This is a genomic window from Pseudomonas fluorescens (genome assembly GCF_003732425.1).
Taxonomy (GTDB): Bacteria; Pseudomonadota; Gammaproteobacteria; order Pseudomonadales; family Pseudomonadaceae; genus Aquipseudomonas; species Aquipseudomonas fluorescens_BE.
The window spans coordinates 283,597-300,584 of the sequence record NZ_MOBX01000014.1 but is presented as its reverse complement, the minus strand read 5'-3'; the positions used below and the strand labels follow the sequence as shown (position 1 = coordinate 300,584).

The 16,988-nt window shown below is 60.1% G+C and carries 15 protein-coding genes; 6 read left to right on the top strand and 9 right to left on the bottom strand.

Annotation, left to right across the window (positions count from 1 at the left end):
* Positions 1 to 802: 802 nt before the first annotated feature.
* A complete protein-coding gene (locus tag BK670_RS18435; protein WP_123451817.1) occupies positions 803 to 1,777 on the top strand; it encodes a 2-hydroxyacid dehydrogenase in 975 nt (324 codons plus the stop codon).
* A 148-nt stretch (positions 1,778 to 1,925) separates the two neighbouring features.
* Entirely contained in the window at positions 1,926 to 2,435 is a 510-nt protein-coding gene (locus BK670_RS18430) for a DUF2165 family protein (protein ID WP_123451815.1), read from the top strand.
* A 19-nt stretch (positions 2,436 to 2,454) separates the two neighbouring features.
* Here BK670_RS18430 and BK670_RS18425 read toward each other — a convergent pair whose 3' ends face one another.
* Positions 2,455 to 3,357, bottom strand: coding sequence for a DMT family transporter (locus tag BK670_RS18425; RefSeq protein ID WP_123451813.1), 903 nt, complete (start codon positions 3,355 to 3,357; stop codon positions 2,455 to 2,457).
* A gap of 284 nt (positions 3,358 to 3,641) precedes the next feature.
* Between BK670_RS18425 and BK670_RS18420 the strand changes: the two genes are divergently transcribed.
* Positions 3,642 to 4,517: an AraC family transcriptional regulator gene (locus BK670_RS18420; RefSeq protein ID WP_123451811.1), complete on the top strand. Its 876-nt coding sequence runs from the start codon at positions 3,642 to 3,644 to the stop codon at positions 4,515 to 4,517.
* Between the two features lie 214 nt (positions 4,518 to 4,731).
* Here the strand turns inward: BK670_RS18420 and BK670_RS18415 are convergent, their stop codons facing one another.
* From BK670_RS18415 to BK670_RS18390, 6 genes are all read right to left on the bottom strand, one after another.
* Positions 4,732 to 7,161: a TonB-dependent siderophore receptor gene (locus tag BK670_RS18415; protein ID WP_123451810.1), complete on the bottom strand. Its 2,430-nt coding sequence runs from the start codon at positions 7,159 to 7,161 to the stop codon at positions 4,732 to 4,734.
* Between the two features lie 200 nt (positions 7,162 to 7,361).
* On the bottom strand, positions 7,362 to 8,351 hold the full coding sequence (locus BK670_RS18410; RefSeq protein WP_123451807.1) for a FecR family protein: 990 nt from the start codon (positions 8,349 to 8,351) through the stop codon (positions 7,362 to 7,364).
* Entirely contained in the window at positions 8,348 to 8,914 is a 567-nt protein-coding gene (locus BK670_RS18405) for an RNA polymerase sigma factor (protein ID WP_034154542.1), read from the bottom strand. Before BK670_RS18405 ends, BK670_RS18410 begins: the two co-directional genes overlap by 4 nt.
* A gap of 1 nt (position 8,915) precedes the next feature.
* Complete coding sequence (locus BK670_RS18400; protein WP_123451805.1) at positions 8,916 to 9,242, bottom strand: DUF3325 domain-containing protein; 327 nt, start codon at positions 9,240 to 9,242, stop codon at positions 8,916 to 8,918.
* Positions 9,242 to 10,828 (bottom strand): PepSY-associated TM helix domain-containing protein, encoded by a 1,587-nt coding sequence (locus tag BK670_RS18395; protein ID WP_123451803.1) that lies wholly within the window; start codon positions 10,826 to 10,828, stop codon positions 9,242 to 9,244. The genes BK670_RS18400 and BK670_RS18395 overlap by 1 nt, the downstream gene beginning before the upstream one ends.
* Positions 10,825 to 11,130 (bottom strand): DUF3649 domain-containing protein, encoded by a 306-nt coding sequence (locus BK670_RS18390; protein WP_123451801.1) that lies wholly within the window; start codon positions 11,128 to 11,130, stop codon positions 10,825 to 10,827. Before BK670_RS18390 ends, BK670_RS18395 begins: the two co-directional genes overlap by 4 nt.
* Before the next feature lie 188 nt (positions 11,131 to 11,318).
* Between BK670_RS18390 and BK670_RS18385 the strand changes: the two genes are divergently transcribed.
* From BK670_RS18385 to fecA, 3 genes are all read left to right on the top strand, one after another.
* The gene (locus BK670_RS18385) at positions 11,319 to 11,807 is read left to right on the top strand and encodes a sigma-70 family RNA polymerase sigma factor (protein ID WP_123451799.1); all 489 of its coding nucleotides are present in this window, start codon (positions 11,319 to 11,321) and stop codon (positions 11,805 to 11,807) included.
* Positions 11,804 to 12,736, top strand: a complete 933-nt coding sequence (locus BK670_RS18380; RefSeq protein WP_123451796.1) for a DUF4880 domain-containing protein — start codon at positions 11,804 to 11,806, stop codon at positions 12,734 to 12,736. Before BK670_RS18385 ends, BK670_RS18380 begins: the two co-directional genes overlap by 4 nt.
* A gap of 262 nt (positions 12,737 to 12,998) precedes the next feature.
* The gene (gene fecA, locus BK670_RS18375; RefSeq protein WP_123451795.1) at positions 12,999 to 15,332 is read left to right on the top strand and encodes a TonB-dependent Fe(3+) dicitrate receptor FecA; all 2,334 of its coding nucleotides are present in this window, start codon (positions 12,999 to 13,001) and stop codon (positions 15,330 to 15,332) included.
* 71 nt (positions 15,333 to 15,403) lie between these two features.
* On the opposite strand, the gene BK670_RS18370 is transcribed toward fecA, so the two are convergent.
* Positions 15,404 to 15,808, bottom strand: coding sequence for an HPF/RaiA family ribosome-associated protein (locus BK670_RS18370; RefSeq protein WP_095125420.1), 405 nt, complete (start codon positions 15,806 to 15,808; stop codon positions 15,404 to 15,406).
* 200 nt (positions 15,809 to 16,008) lie between these two features.
* Positions 16,009 to 16,956: a LysR substrate-binding domain-containing protein gene (locus BK670_RS18365; protein ID WP_007914183.1), complete on the bottom strand. Its 948-nt coding sequence runs from the start codon at positions 16,954 to 16,956 to the stop codon at positions 16,009 to 16,011.
* Positions 16,957 to 16,988 lie beyond the last annotated feature (32 nt).

Here is a 16,988-nt window from a genome sequence, read left to right as displayed (position 1 = left end):
TGGTCGGCTGTCAGGCCGCCATCGCGAGCAGGCTCACTCCTACATTGGGATCGCATGCTGCCTGCCGGACATTGGTCGGCTGTCAGGCCGACATCGCTAGCAGGCTCACTCCTACATTGGGATCGCATGCTGCCTGCCAGACATTGGTCGGCTATCAGGCCGACATCGCTAGCAGGCTAGCTCCTACATTGGGATCGCATGCTGCCTGCCAGACATTCGTCGGCGGTCAGGCCGGCATCGCTGGCAAGCCAGCTCCCACAGTTTGGATTGTGTGCAGCCTTCCAGACATTGGTCGGCTGTCAGGCCGCCATCGCTGGCAAGCCAGCTCTCACAGGGATTGAGTTCAACCATTTGATACCCGTATCGCGTCGTTTCTCACCACTCAACAGGATGAGCGTTAGCTCGGCTGCAGCTCTTGATCTTGACCCACGGGCGACGTCGGAAGGCTGAGTGGAGGGATTGATCCGGGCATGGGAGCGCAGCGACCGTTTGGCGCAGCCAAACACAGCGAGAGGAGGTGCAGCGAAGCAAACCGTAGGCGCTGCGCCCGGATCGATCCCGCAGCGAAGGAACCCCGAGCCCCAGCGAGCGGGCCGCACGTAGGAGCAAGCCTTTTTGGTTACTTTTTCGGCGTCTGGAAAAAGTGACCCGCCGTAAGGGCGGAACCCTAAGCCGCCATCACCCAAAAAACGGATATACCCCCAAAACCACCCAAAGCCTGGTCGGCCCAAAGGCCGCCAAGACACCCCAAAACAAAAATGTTAGCTTGCTAGGTATCAAGCCCGAACAAGAGCCAAAAACGATGAAAAAAACTGTCCTGGCCTTCAGCCGCATCACCCCGCCCATGATCGAACACCTCCAGCAAGAGTTCGACGTCATCGTCCCCAACCCAAAGAACGGCGACATCAACGCCCAATTCAATGAAGCCCTGCCCCACGCCCACGGCCTCATCGGCGTCGGCCGCAAACTCGGCCGCGCACAACTGGAAAACGCCGCAAAACTGGAAGTGGTCTCAAGCGTCTCCGTCGGCTACGACAACTACGACCTCGACTACTTCAACGAACGCGGAATCATGCTCACCAACACCCCGGACGTGCTCACCGAAAGCACCGCCGACCTGGCCTTCGCCCTGATCATGAGCAGTGCACGCCGCGTCGCCGAACTCGACGCCTGGACCAAGGCCGGCCAATGGCAAGCCAGCGTCGGCGCACCGCTGTTCGGCTGTGACGTCCACGGCAAAACCCTCGGCATCGTCGGCATGGGCAACATCGGCGCGGCCGTCGCCCGCCGTGGCCACTTCGGCTTCAACATGCCGATTATCTACAGCGGCAACAGCCGCAAGACCGAACTGGAACAACAACTCGGCGCGCAATTTCGCAGCCTCGATCAACTGCTCGCCGAAGCCGACTTCGTCTGCCTGGTGGTGCCACTCAGCGACACGACCCGCCACCTGATCAGCCATCGCGAACTGGCCCTGATGAAACCCGGCGCCATCCTGATCAACATCTCCCGAGGCCCGGTCGTTGATGAACCGGCATTGATCGAAGCCCTGCAAAACAAACGCATTCGTGGTGCCGGCCTCGACGTCTACGAAAAAGAACCGCTAGCCGAATCGCCACTGTTCCAGCTGAGTAACGCCGTCACTCTGCCGCACATCGGCTCGGCGACGCATGAAACCCGCGAAGCCATGGCCAATCGTGCGCTGGCCAATCTGCGTAGCGCCCTGCTCGGCGAACGCCCGCAGGATCTGGTCAACCCGCAAGTCTGGCGCGGATAAAAAAATACGGGCAAGTGCAACAACGCACTTGCCCGTTAGTTACTGCCATACACAACTTGAAATTGAACAACACACCAAATCAAATAACAGCATTATAAGCTTCGCCTGGCCATCGAATCATCGACAAGCGCTAAGGAGAGCTAAAACCTTGAACACCCTGACCACCGAAAAACTTATCCGCTACAGCAAAGTTATATTGATGGCTTACATCAGTTTCTTTGGCCTGCTGGTGATGTTCCACAATTTCACTGACTATGGCTCAAACTACACTTACGTGGCCCACATCCTGAGCATGGACACCACCACTGCCAGTGAAACCCTCAAGTATCGAGCCATTGAATCGCCGATGATCCATCACCGTATCTACTGGTTCATCATCACCCTCGAAGTCACCTATACGGTGTTGTGCCTGATAGGTACCTATCAGCTATACCGCAACATCAACGCTTCCGCCGAGGTATTCCACGAGGCAAAAAAGTTCTCGATCATGGGTATACTCGCGGCCATCTTCATTTATTACGTGTGCCTGCAAACCGTGGGGGTTGAATGGTTTGACATGGACACTTCGCAATCATGGAACGCCAAGGACTGGGCACGACATATTGTTGACTTCATATTCCCGGTGATGATTTACATCACCCTGAAAGTCGAGCGCTGAAGTTCAGCGCTCGTTTATTTCAGGCCAACTTTCCCTGCACTGGCGCCGCAACTCTTTTCGGTTTACGAAATACCAGCACATTGCCCAGCATCACTAACACCAGCCCGACCAGCGCCGGTGCTGTCCACTGATAGCCTTCAGCAAACGCCGAAACGTTCAGCGCCACCACCGGAAACAGCACCGTGCAGTAAGCCGCGCGCTCCGGCCCCATGCGCCCGACCAGCGTCAGATAAGCAGTGAAGCCGATGACCGAACCCGGAATCACCAGATACAGCAGCGCGCCGACATAACGCGAGCTCCAATCCATGTCGAATGGAATGCCTTTGACCAGGCACCACACCGACAACATCGCCGCACCATAGGCCATGCCCCAGGCGTTGGTGGTCAGCGGTCTGAGTCCAGCCTTCTGTTGCAGACTCGACAGCATGTTGCCCGCCGAGAAACACAAGGTGCCGCACAAGGCCAGGCCAAGCCCCAGCAAGGTTTGCGGGCTGGCGTGATGCGCGGCCAGTTCCGGCCAGAACAACATGCCCAGACCGAACAGCCCCAGCGCACCGCCCATCAACACATTGCGCGCGATGCGCTGGCCAAAAAATACCCGCGCATTCAGCGCGTTCCACAAAGTGGCTGTGGAGAACACCACCGCGACCAGACCGCTGGGGATCCACTGACTGGCGGTCAGAAAGCACATGAAGTTGACACAGAACAGGCACAGGCCCTGGGCCACGCAGATCAGATGCCCGCGACGGTTCATCGGTTGCAGGCGCCGGCTGAGCAGCAACAGCGCAAACAGCACCAACGCAGCGAGGCCGAAGCGATAGACGATCGACACCGGAATCGCCACCACGCCCAGTTGCCATTTCAGGGCAATCCACGTGGTGCCCCAGATCAGCACGGTCAGCAAATACAACGACAGGTTCATAGCGCAAGCTCCTGGAGATAATGCCGAACGCTTTTCTGTGGCGAGCGAGCTTGCTCGCGCTGGGCTGCGAAGCGGCCCCAAATATCGGGCGACCGATACATCGTTGTGAGTGCTGCGCACTCAAGCGGGAGCAAGCTCCCTCGCCACAGTTTTTGCGTTGGATAGGGATTGAGCGTGATGCACCCGGCGTCGGGGCGCTTGCAGATTCTTGCGCTTTTGTCTTGCGGCAGGCTGGCAGCGCGGTGTCTACGGAGTAGGATGCAAGGCGTTGAAGAGAACCGACCATGGCCGCCATCGATACCCTGCAAGTCTTTCAAGCGTTAAACAGCTCGCCCAATGCACGCCTGGTGCACAGCGCCGAGCTCGGTGACGGTTTGTCTGCCGCTTTGTGGACCAACCACCACGATGCGCAGGATTACGAAGCGCCCACCCACCACACGTTGTCCTGCTACATCGCCGGTGGCACCGGCACCTTTCGTCGCGATCAACCCGGGCAAAAAGGCGGACCGGACAAGCTGTGCATCCTGCCGGCCGATCATGAATCGGGCTGGGTGATCAACGGTGACATCCGTCTCGCGCACCTGTATTTCAGCGCCGAACAATTCGCCCTCGGTTGCGTCACACTGCTCGATCGCGAACCCCGCGAGATGCAGTTGCGCGAGCAGACTTTTCTCGAAGACCCACAACAGGCGCAACGCTTCCGGCAACTGCTGACGCTGAACTGGGACGAACCCGCCGAACGCTTGCTGACCAGCAGCCTCGCCCATGAGTTGATCAGCCACACCTTGCTCAGTCAGGTCGGCGCGCGTCAGGGGTTGCGTTTAAAGGGCGGACTGGCACCGCATCAACGTCGGCAACTGGTGGAGTTCATCGACAACCAGTTGGCCGAGCCGATCAGCCTCGGCCAATTGGCCGGATTGTGTGCGCTGTCGGAATACCACTTTGCGCGGATGTTCCGCACCAGTTTCGGCCTGCCGCCGCATCAGTATGTGTTGGCGCGGCGCTTGAGTCGGGCACGGGAATTGTTGCGCGGGACGGCGCTGCCGTTGGGCGAGATTGCGCTGGCGTGCGGGTTTGCCAGTGCGAGTCATTTCACTAATCGGTTCAAGCAGGTGTTGGGTGGGACGCCGGGGGAATATCGGCAGGCGTTTTTGCGTTGAGCCCTTTTCCCCTCACCCCAGCCCTCTCCCAGAGGGAGAGGGGGCCGATTGGGAGATGCTCAAGCTTTACACCGACCTGAAAGTACTTTTCTGAATCCATAATCGACTCGATGTTTCAGGTCGACGTATCGCGCAATACACCTCGGTCAGTCCCCTCTCCCTCGGGGAGAGGGTTAGGCGGGCGGCGTTCCGATGAGGGGCTTTTGATCTTGCCTTAAAACTCCAACGTGCTCGACAACGACACCTGCCGCGCATCCCCCATCGACACAAAGAACCGGCTCGCCGCCGAGGTGTAATACGTGCGGTCAAACAGGTTCTTCACATTCAGCTGGAACTTGACCTTCTGCCCTTCGACCTTGGTGTCGTACGTGGCAAATGCATCGGCTACGGTGTAGCTCGGCAGGTCGAAATCATTCACCGCGTTACCCGCACGTTCGCCGACATAGCGCGCACCGGCACCGACGCGCAATTGATCGCCGCCGATCACGCTGCCGAAGTCATACACCGCCGACAACGAACCGGAATTCTTCGCCACGTTCTGCAGGCGCTTGCCTTTGTAATCCGGGTCTTCGGTCACTTCGGCATCGGTGTAGGCGTAGCTGCCGATCATGCTCCAGTGGTCAGTCAATTGACCGGTCAGGTCCATTTCCAGACCGCGCGAACGTACCTCACCGGCCGCACTGTAAATCGTCGTCGGGCCTTCGGAATTGGCCACCAGCACGTTGCGTTTCTTGATGTCGAACAACGCGATGTTGCCGGTGACACGCCCCGGCATGTCCAGCCGCGCGCCGAGTTCCCACGACTTGGCTTCCTCCGGCGCGATGCTGCCGTCGAGCACGGTGCTGCTGCCGCTCAGCGGGGCGATGGTCGAGTTGGGTTTGAACGATTCGGTGTAGCTGCCGTAGAACGACAAGGCGTCGGTGTAGCGATACACCAGACCTGCGCGCGGGACGAACTTCTGCCCGTTGCTGTCGGTGTTGGCTTTGAACGGCACGCCTTTGCCGGCGTACTGGTCGTACTCCTGGAAACGCCCGCCAGCGACCAGAATCCACTGGTCGTTGAGGTGAATCGAGTCCTGCATGAACACCGAATCGCTACGCAGTTCATCAGTCTGCGCGCTGTCGGGAGCGCTGACGGTGGTGCCGGCGACTTCGCGGCCGTACACCGGATTGAGGTAACTGAACGTGGTCAGGCTTTTCTGCCGGATCAAGTCCTCGCGGTAGATCTTGCGGTACTCGTCATCGACGCCGAACACCAGGTCATGCTGCATGCCCAGCACGTTGACCTTGCCTTCAAGGCTGGCGGTGGTGAATCGGTCGGTACTGATCGCATTCTGGGTGCCGTCCATGCTGCGCGTCAGCGTGCCCTTGTTGGCGTCGATGGCGGTCACGCGGACCTGGCTGGCGTCGTAGGTTTCGCGGTTCCAGCTGTAACCGAAGTGGGCTTTCCAGTCGTCGTTGAGGTCGTGGTCGGCTTCGAAGTGGTACAGGTCCGAACGACCTTCCATGTTGTTGAACGGCTCATCGAGGCGTTCTTTGCGCGAGATGTTCAGCGGGTGATTGGTGCGCGGATCGATCAGCGTGCCACGGTCAAACGGCGTGAGAAATTCACGGTGCTCGTAGGCGAACAACAGCTTGGTACTTTCACCGAACCAGGCCAGCGACGGGGCGATCAGAGTTTCGCGGTGGGTGCCAAAGTTGCGCCAGTAATCTTCGTCTTCGTGGTCGAGCACCATGCGATAGGCCAGCCCGGAATCGCCCAACGGGCCGGTGCTGTCGAGGGTGCCGCCGCTGCCGTTCTTGCCCTCGCCGTAAGTCGAGCCGCGCAAGGTCAGCGCATTGTATTGCGTCAGTTCAGGCTTCTTGCTGACCAGGTTGACCACGCCGCCCGGGTCTTGAATGCCGTACAGCAGCGATGCCGGGCCTTTGAGCACTTCAACCCGATCGACGGTGGCGTTCATGCCGCGGCCCTGCACGATCGGCATGCCGTCGCGCATGATCGAGCCGTTGCGGTTGTCGCCGAAGCCGCGCGTCATCACCGAATCCTGAGTGCTGCCCAAGGTGTTGCCTTGAGTGATGCCGCTGACGTTGGCCAGTGCATCGTCCAGATTACGCGGCGCTTGATCGCGGATGACTTGCGCCGGGATGACGTTGACGGTCTGCGGGACTTCCTGCAACGACGCCGACGAACGCATCACCGAACTGGTTTCCGGCGGCTGATAGCTCATCGATTCGTCGCGGGTCGAGGTGATGGTGGTGGCGCCGAGGTTCAGCGCGCCCTCGGTAGGCTTGGGCTCCAGCGCCAGCGTGTGGCTGTCGGTGCGGCGGAAGTTGAGGCCGGAACCGCTAAGCAAACGTTGCAGTGCCTGCTCGGCACTCATCTGGCCATTGACGGCCGGCGCGGTGAGGCCGTAAGGCGCTTCGTCGGTGTAGACCACGCTTTGCCCGGTGACGCGGCTGAAGTCGCTCAAGGCTTGCGGCAGCGGTTTGGCGGCCAGGGAAAAGTTGAACTGCTTTTGCGCCTGGCTGCTGACGGTTTCAGCGGCGAGCGCGACGCTCATCGGCAACAGCGCCAATGCCGAAAAGCTCAGTGCCGACACGCCTAACCATTGTTTGACCGAACCCGATTTTGCCCTGGACTTCATTGCTCAATGACCTGTGTAGAACCGCAACGGATGCGAATGACTCGCAGTTTCAGTCACTACACGGATGGGCCTTGGGTTTACCTCACCACAAATCTGAAAATATTTTTCAGGATCAAAAGATCGCAGCCTTCGGCAGCGCCTGCATTGGAATGCGATCCCCTGTAGGAGCTGCCGAAGGCTGCGATCTTTTGACTTTTGCTTCAACGCAAAATAATCAGATGCCCCAGCACCTGATGCTGCTCAAACCCCATCACCCCTTGCAGCGAACTGAGCACCGCCTGCGGATCCTTGCTGGGAAAACTGCCACTGACCTTGCGCGCCGCCAGTTCATCATTGAGCAACACAATCCGTCCCGGGTAGTAACGGCGCAGATCCTCCACCACATCGGCCAGCGTCGACTTGTAGTAAGTCAGCCAGCCCTGACGCCAGGCTAACTGCGCCTCACTGTCCACCGCGTGCAGTTTTTCCGCCATACCGTCACCGTAAGCGACCTGCTGACCGGCCGTAAGAATTTGCTGCTCAGCATCACGATTCGCCGTCACACCAACGCGCCCGGACAACACCGTGACCTGCGCACCGTGAGGCTGCAAACGCACTTCGAATTGCGTGCCGAGCACCCGCGCCTCGCCCTGCTCCGCCGCGACCACAAACGGCTCGCCGGTGTGGCTGACGCTGAAGAACCCGGCACCACGGCGCAACTGCACACGGCGCTCGCCGTGACTGAAGTCCACGGCAATCGCACTGTCGCCATCCAGCGTCACTTGCGATTGATCGGCCAGTGTCACCGTGCGGATCTCACCGGGTGCCGAAACATAATCGGCGCCCAGATCATCGAGCCAGCGCTGTGCTTGCCACCCCGTGCCGAGGCTGACCATCAGCAACAGACACGCTGCCATCGCCAGCGCCCCCGACCATCGCAACAGCGCTGGACGACGCGGGCGATCCATTGCATCGAGATAGCCTTGCAGGGCCGAGGCCTCTTCATCGGCCAGCGTTCGCGCCGGGCCTTCGCTCAGTTCCCAAAGTACCTGCGCCTGGGCATACGCCTCGGCATGCGCCGGATCGGCGCGCAGCCATTGGCTGAAAGTCAATTGATCGCCGGCGCTCGGCCGATCATGCAACAGGCTCAGCCAGGCGAACGCGGCCTGCTCTTGCGCGGGCGTAGGGATGACGGAATCGGAGGGTTTCACGGTGCTTTCCCTGGCAGGCGTGGCGCGGGTTCGCGCAGGCTGGCCTTGCAGGCCTCAAGGGCGCGCATCATATGTTTTTCCACGGCACTTTGGGACAGGCCCATGGCTTTGGCGATGTCCGCGTACTTGCGGCCATGAATGCGATTGAGCAAAAAGATCTGTCGGGTGCGCTCCGGCAAGGCGCGCAACGCCGCTTCGACATGCTTCAAATCATTGCCCGCTTCCAGTGCCGCTTGCGGTTCGCTGCCGTGGCTGTCCGGCGCGTCCGGTTGCCAGCCTTCGTTGACCCGCGTGCGCGTGCCTTCGCTGCGCAGGTGGTCGATGGCGATGTTGCCGGCGCAGCGCAAAAGATAGGTGCTGAGTTCTTCGACCTGCACCAGCGGTCGCCGCCAGAAACGCAGAAACAGATCCTGCACCAGGTCTGCCGCTGTCGCGCGGCAACCGACACGCCGGTTCACCAGCGCTTCCATTTGCGAACGCTGGGACAGGAACACCTGAAGAAAATGCGCACGCGCCCCGCGCGGCTCATCGTCGCGGGATTCCGGTGGCAGACCGATCAGCACGTCAGCACTGCGCCCATGCGGCGACCGGACTGGCCAGCAGGCTGAACCCGGCCAGCGCCAAGGCCAGACGCGGGCGATACGGCAGCAGCAAGACCAAGGCCAAGGCGCTGAGCATCAGCACCGCAAACCAGTCGACCAGGCCGAAGCTCCAGCCGTTGGCCTTCACCGCCGCCCACAGCGACAAACACAGCAATAACCATCCGCCGGCTTTCAGGCCCTGACGGCGACGCGTGGACGGTTTGTGACCGAGCAATTCATCGTGGTGGCGAGGCATCGACAGGCATAACGTGGTGAACCCAGTGTAGGTGAGCAACAGGGCCAGCAGCATCAGTTCGCCCCTTGCTCAAGAGTGATCGGCCGAGCCTGTTCGCGGCGGGGCTTTTTTACGCTGACGGTGTTGCCGGCACGCTGCATTTTCCACCCGGCCCAAGCGAGGAAGACACCGGTTGCGAGGCACGTCAGATCAAAACCGGCCAATGCCCAATCACTCTGCATCAAGGTGACGCCGAGATTCCAAGGGGTGGTCAGCGCATTGATCAGCGGCACCGCGACAAACAGCGCGGCGCCGAGCACAAGCTGTTCAACCCAGGCTTTGCGTCCCGGTCGTAATAGCGCGTGCAGCACGCTTAAGCCCCAAGCCAGGAAGAACGCGTTCACTTCCCAATCTGCGCGCCCGGCGAGATTCACCGGCAACAGACGATTGGCCAAAAAGAACACCGCCACCGCCGACACCAGCCCGGCCATGCTGGCGATATTCAATACCTCCACCAGCCGCAACTCGAACGGCATCACGCCGCTCTTGGCATGTTTGAGTTGACGCTTGCCCAGCCAGATCACCAGCCCGGTGCCGATCATCGCCGTGCCAGCCAATCCGCAAATGAAATACAGCCAACGCAAGAGCGGCCCGGCAAAGTGGCCCATGTGCAAGCCGTAGAACGCACCACCCACCGCCATCGCCAGCGGTTGCTCCGGTGTGCTGCCGAGCATCTGCCCGGTCACACCGTTGAAGGTCACGGCGCGGCCGAAATCATGCACCACACGGTCGCCCGCACGGGACAGCACCACCGTGGCATTGGCATCCCCCGGATTACTCACCGACAGACGCGCCGTGTGGCCGCCCGACCATTGCTCGCTGGCCTTGCTCAACAGCGGCGCCATGGCCGCCAACGGTGCCGCGATGTCAGCGCGCTGCGGGGTTTTCGACGCCGGGAACACTTCGTCGTAAAACGTGCGCACGTCACTGCCATACGACGCGACGATGCTCGCCGGCATGACCATCGACATGAAAATCACCAGGCTGCTGTAGGTGATCATCAAATGAAACGGCAGCACCAGCACACCCACCGCGTTATGCCCGTCAAGCCAGGAACGCTGGCCCTTGCGCGGGCGGAAAGTGAAGAAGTCCTTGAAGATTTTCTTGTGGGTGATGATCCCGGTGATCAGCGCAACCAACATCACCATCGCGGCAATCGTCGCCAGCCAACGGCCCCACGGATAAGGCATTTGCAACTGGAAGTGGAAACGGTAGAAGAACTCGCCGCCCATGCTGTCGCGGCCCTGCACTTCGGCGCCGGTTTGCGCATCGAGGGTTTTCGACTCGAAACGCCCGCGCTCGCCGGGATTGGCCGGCGCTGGCTGCCAGCGCACGGTCAGGCCCGGATCTCGGGCATCAGGCAAATCGATCAGCCAGCGTGAGGCGCCGGCCGCGTGTTGCTGCAGATAATTTTGCGCCAGCGTCAGGCTGGTCTCGGCACTCGCTGAGCGCGCGGGGATTTCCGGCTGCATCCAGTGGCTGATCTCATCCTTGAAGTACGCCAGCGTCCCGGTCAGAAAAATCGCGAACAGCAACCAGCCGAACACCAGTCCGGCCCAGGTGTGCAGCCAGGCCATCGCCTGACGAAAACCTTCTTTCATGCCAGGCCCAATCCGCGTGCGGCGCCGGAGATGGTCGCCAGAATCACGCTCGGCACCAGCAAACCGACCCAGGCCGACCATGCCGTGCGGCAGGCAAAACACCAGAGCACCGCCACCAGATAGACCAGAAAGGAAACGGTCATGCCGGTCACCACCGCTTCGGCACGGCTCAACGGCAGCCACAGCGTCAGGGTGACACTGGCTAGCGCCGCAACGAGATAGCCGCCAAACACCGCGGCCAACACCCGTGAGGTGACGGCCAGGCGATAGGACATAGGAAGTGTGGCGAGTTTGCCTTTCATGTTTCGACCCTGAAACGAAAACCGTCCGACCGGTGAGCCGAACCTACAGGCGAGCAATATTAATGATAAATATTCTCATACGCAAAAGCATCTGATTGCCGGCTGATGCTTTCGCCCCCTACAATGCGAACAGTTCTTGTTCTCTAACGCACACTCTACCGCGCAAAGAAAGCGCCCGGAGTTCACCGTTGTCGTCCGTCCATCCCGTCGAATCGCTCTATCAGGCCCATCACGGCTGGCTCACCGGCTGGCTACGGCGCAAACTCGGTTGCCCGGACAGCGCGGCGGACCTGGCGCAGGACACCTTCATCAAGGTGCTGACCGCCCGCGAGCCGCCGGTGATCATCGAGCCACGCGCCTTTCTGACGACGCTGGCCAAGCGCGTTCTGTTCAATCATTACCGCCGCCAGGATCTGGAGCGCGCCTACCTCGAGACTCTGGCGCAGATGCCGGAAATGGCCGCGCCGTCGGAAGAAGACAGAGCAATCATCCTGCAAACCCTGATGGAGCTGGATGAATGGCTCAACGGTTTGCCGCGTCAGGTCAAACGCGCCTTTTTGCTGGCGCAGGTCGATGGGCTGACTTATCCACAGATTGCCGCCGAACTCGGCATTTCCGTGGCCACGGTCAAACGTCATCTGAACAAAGCCGCCATGCGCTGCTACTTCGCCCTATGAACCGCGCACCGGATTTCTCCTCCCAAGTGGCTGAACAGGCCGTGCATTGGCTGATGGAAATGCAGCAAGGCACGCTCTCCCCGCGCCAGCAACAGGCCTGGCAACAATGGCTTGAGGCGCACAGCGAACATCGGCGGGCGTGGGAGCATATTCAGCGGGTCAATCAGCGTTTGCGCGGCGTGTCGTCGCCGCTGGCGCATGCGACGTTAAACGGAGCGAAAGCCGGCAGCCGTCGTCAGGCGCTCAAGCTTCTGCTGATTCTCGGCGCCGGTTCGGCGGTTACCTGGGGCATGCGCGAACACAATCCGCTGCCGTCGTTGCTCGCCGATTACCGCAGCCCGCTGGGTCAGCGGCGCAAATTTTCCTTGGGCAGCGGCGATCAGTTGCAACTCAACACCGCCAGCGCGGCAGATGTCGACGCTTCGGCGCGACTGATCCGCTTGCTCGAAGGCGAAATCCTTCTGACCGCCACACAGTCCTTCGAAGTACGCACGGCTCAGGGCCTGCTGAAAACCCAAGGCGCGCGCCTGAATGTGCGCCAGTTTGCCGATCGCACCCAGGTTGCGCTGTTTGAAGGTCGGGTCGAACTGAGCAGCAATGGACGTGCGCCGATCTTGCTGCCGGTCGCGCGGCAACTGAGTTTCACCTCTGCGTCCGTGGGCGCAGCCAAACCGCTGGACGCCAACAGCGGCGCGTGGGCCGATGGCATGTTGGTCGCTGCGCATATGCGTCTGGGCGACTTCCTTGATGAACTCGGCCGCTACCGTCGCGGCCAGCTCAATTGCGACCGGAAAGTCGCCGATCTGTTGATCTCCGGGACGTACCCGCTGGACGACAGCGAGCGGATTCTTGATCTGCTGGAGATCAGTTTGCCAGTGAAAGTGAAGCGCTTTACCCGCTACTGGGTAAGCGTCGAAGCGCGGGCTTAAACACCAGAACTTGAGAGAACACTGTGGCGAGGGAGCTTGCTCCCGCCAGGGCGCTTGCTCCCGCCAGGGCGCTTGCTCCCGCCAGGGCGCGGAGCGGCCCCTCTTTTAAAGAAGGGGCCTGCTGCGCAGTCCAGCGGGAGCAAGCTCCCTCGCCACAAAAGCAGACATTCAAAAAAATATTTGTAAATCGTGAGCCGTTTTTCAGATCTGGCGTGACAGAGAAGGAAAGCCCCTTGATTCAACCTTCTCAGGATCATCCACCATGCACCCCACCCGCCTCACGCCACTGGCTCGCAGCCTGCGCAACCTCGTCCTCGGCGCCAGTCTGAGTTTCAGCGCCCTGCCCGCCGCAGTGGCTGCCGATGCCAAGGTTTATCACATCGCGCCGTCGTCGCTGGAAAATGCCCTCAACCAGTTTGGCCGTGACGCCGGGGTGTTGATCTCCTTCGGTTCGCAAGTCACCAGCGGTGTGCAAAGTCGTGGCCTGGAAGGCAGTTACACACCTGAGCAGGGATTGAATGCATTGCTCGAAGGCAGCGGCCTGCAAGCCCGCGCCGAGGGCAAGAATGCCTTCAGCCTGCAGCCGGTGGCGGATGGCGCGGTGGAACTGGATACTTCGACCGTCGTCGGCGACTGGCTCGGCGATGCTGCGCAGATCAATGTGTTCGAACATCCCGGTGCTCGCGACGTGATTCGCCGCGAAGAGTTCGAGCGCCAGGGCGCAACGCAGGCGCGCGATGTGCTCAACCGCATCCCCGGCGTCAACGCCCCGGAAAACAACGGCACCGGTAGCCATGACATGGCGCTGAACTTCGGCATTCGTGGTTTGAATCCGCGACTGGCTGCACGCTCGACCGTGTTGATGGACGGCATTCCTGTGCCGTTCGCGCCATACGGTCAGCCACAACTGTCGTTCGCCCCAATCAGCATGGGCAACATGGATGCCGTGGACGTGGTGCGCGGCGGTGGCGCGGTGCGTTACGGCCCGCAGAACGTCGGCGGCGTGGTCAACTTCGTCACCCGGGCCATTCCTGACGAGCCAACGGTCAAGGGTGGCTTCCAGACTGAAACCAGCCCATCGTCGAGCCACGACGGTTTCAAGACCAGCGCCAACCTGCTGGCCGGCGGCACCAACGCCAATGGCCTCGGCGGTGCGTTGTTGTACTCCGGCACCCGTGGCGGCGACTGGCGTGAACACAGCGACACTGAAATCGACGACCTGATCCTCAAGGGTAAATATCAGCTCGACGAAGCCAACAGTTTCAACGCCATGGCCCAGTATTACGAAGGCAAGGCTGACATGCCCGGCGGTTTGAACGTTGCCGATTACGACGCCGATCCTTATCAGTCGACGCGGCCGAAAGACCAGTTCTGGGGTCGCCGGACGATGTTCAATTTCGGCTATCGCTATCAGGAAGATCGCCGCGAATTCACCGCCAACACGTTCTTCACCAAGACCTTGCGCAGCGGTTATCTCGATCAGGGCACCTTCCTCTCGCTGTCACCGCGCGAGTACTGGGTGCGCGGTCTGGAAACCCGTTTTGCCCAAGGTTTCGACCTCGGCCCGACCAGCCATGAAGTCGGCGTCGGCTACCGCTACATCAACGAAGCCGGTCACGAATTGCGCTATCGCACACCGATCAGCAGTAATGAATACCCGACCACCGCCAGCCGCAACGACCGCGACACCCGTGGCGGCACCGAAGCCAACGCGTTCTTCGTCGACGACCGCATCGACATCGGCAAATGGACCATCACCCCGGGCGTGCGCTACGAGATGATCGAATCGCAGCAGACCAACAACCTGACCAACGTCAAATACAAGGGTGACTACAACACCGCACTGCCGGCGCTGAACGTGCTCTATCACCTGACCGACAGCTGGAACCTGTACGCCAACACCGAAGGCTCGTTCGGCAGTGTGCAATACAGCCAGATGCCCAACCGTGTAACCAGCGGCGAAGTGAAACCGGAGAAGGCCCGCACCTGGGAACTCGGCACCCGCTATGACAACGGCGCGTTGCGCGCGGAGATCGGCGCGTTCCTGATCAACTTCGACAACCAGTACGAAAGCAACCAGACCAACGATTCGGTGATCGCACGAGGCGAAACCCGCCATCAAGGCATCGAAACCAGCGTCAACTACGCACTGGATGACTTGAGCCCGGCGCTGGCCGGTTTCGATGTCTACGCCACCTACGCCTATGTCGACGCGACCATCCGCGAAGACGGGCCGAACAAAGGCAATCGCGTGCCGTTCTCCTCGAAACACAAAGGCACGATTGGCGTCGGTTACACCGAAGGGCCGTGGAAACTGAATCTCGACAGCAGCTTCCAGAGCAACCAGTTCGCCGACAACGCCAACACCTCGAAAGAAAGTGCCGATGGCAGCACCGGCAAGATCCCGGGTTACATGCTGTTCAGCAGCCGCGCGGGGTATGACTTCGGTCCGCAGTTGTCGGATCTGAACGTGGCAGTGGGGGTGAAGAACATCTTCAACACGCAGTACTTCACGCGCTCGTTTGATGACAACAACAAGGGCAAGTATGTGGGTGAGCCGCGCACGGTTTATGTGCAGACTTCGGTTGCGTTCTGACAGAGACACAAACAAAAACGGGCCTGCATTGGCAGGCCCGTTCTCATTGGGTGGCTTATGAAATCAGCGCATCAACTGTTGATCGCTGCCTGTTCGTTCTCAAGAAATTCTTCCTCCAGCAGAGCGTCATTCGCCTTGCTAAATGGCACCACAGCGGCACGTGGCTTACCTCGCAGTTTGCCGAAAAGGTGCTCCAGTGCGTGCTCGAGTTTTTCGGCAGCGCCGTCGATCGCCAGTTCCAGCGAATCGGCTTTATGGGTCACGGAAATCGGTTGATGGCCTTTTGGCCGCGCTTCCAGTTGGCAGCGCAAGTCATGGGGACCTGGTTTGTCACCGTTCTCGTCGCTCAGGTGGACTTCGACACGGGTCAGGTCTTCTTCATAACGTTCGAGCGTGCTCTCAATGGTTGTACGTACCCACTCCTCCAGTCGTTGACTACTTTGAATATGGTTATCGCTGTTGACTTGGATTTGCATAGTTCATCCCTTATTTCAGCTAGCTCGCGAGAGGCCTTGAATTGAATTTCATGACCTCTTGGTTACAACAATCGGCCCGACTGCCGAACATTTCAACCCCTGAAAAAAGATAAATATTCATTCGCAAAAAAAGCCGGACAACCGGGCAAAGCACTGGTAAGGTCGGGAGTTGGGTCGCCTCGCGAGGCTGCAAAACTTGCTCACAACTGCCCGTCGTTCAACGGGTGCAAACTGCGAAATATCCCCGCCTCTTCGACCAGCCAATCATGCACCGCACGTACGCCCGGATGGCTTAAAGCCCCCGGCGCATACAGCAACACGTAGCGTTTGTGATTGGGCACCGACAGGCCAAACGGCACAATCAACGTCCCTCGCTCCAATTCATCGTTAAGCAAGGTGCGGCGGGCAATCGCCACGCCCATGCCGGCGATCGCCGCTTCGATGGTCAGGTGATTGCGATTGAAGGTATGCCCACGCCGTACGTCGGCGCCCTCAAAACCAATCGCGTTCAAATAGAATTCCCATTCCGCGTATTCATAACTGCCACGCCAGGCGGTGATGTCGTGCAGCAACGGGAAATGCACCAGATCCGCCGGCCCGTGCAACGGTGGTCGCCCGCGCAACAGGCTCGGTGCGCACACCGGGAAAATCTGCTCGTCGAGCAAGGCTGTGGATAACAATCCCGGGTAACTGCCGTCGTTCAAATCGATCGCCAGATCAAAGTCGCCCTCATGCAATGGCACGCTGCTGTCTTCGGCGACCAGCCGCAGCTGAATGTCCGGGTAGCGTTGCTGTAGGCGTGGCAAGCGCGGGGTCAGCCACTTGCTGAGGAACGACGGAATCGAGCGCACGCGCAGAATCCCGCTGATCATCCCGGCGTCCAGTCGACGCAACTCGGCATCGATGCTGCCATACGCCTCGTTGACGGTGATCGCCAGCCGCTGCCCCTCCGCGCTCAGTTCTACACCGCGTGCGCGCCGATGAAACAGACGGAAGCCGAGGCGTTCTTCAAGTTGACGAATTTGCTGACTGACCGCCCCCGGAGTGATGTGCAGTTCTTCGGCGCAACGGGTGAACGACAGGTGCCGCGCGGCACAGGAAAACACCTGCAGCCAGACATAGGTCTGGGCATGCAATTGACGACTCATCGTTTAGTCCTGCTAAAGGCTTACTTAGGAAG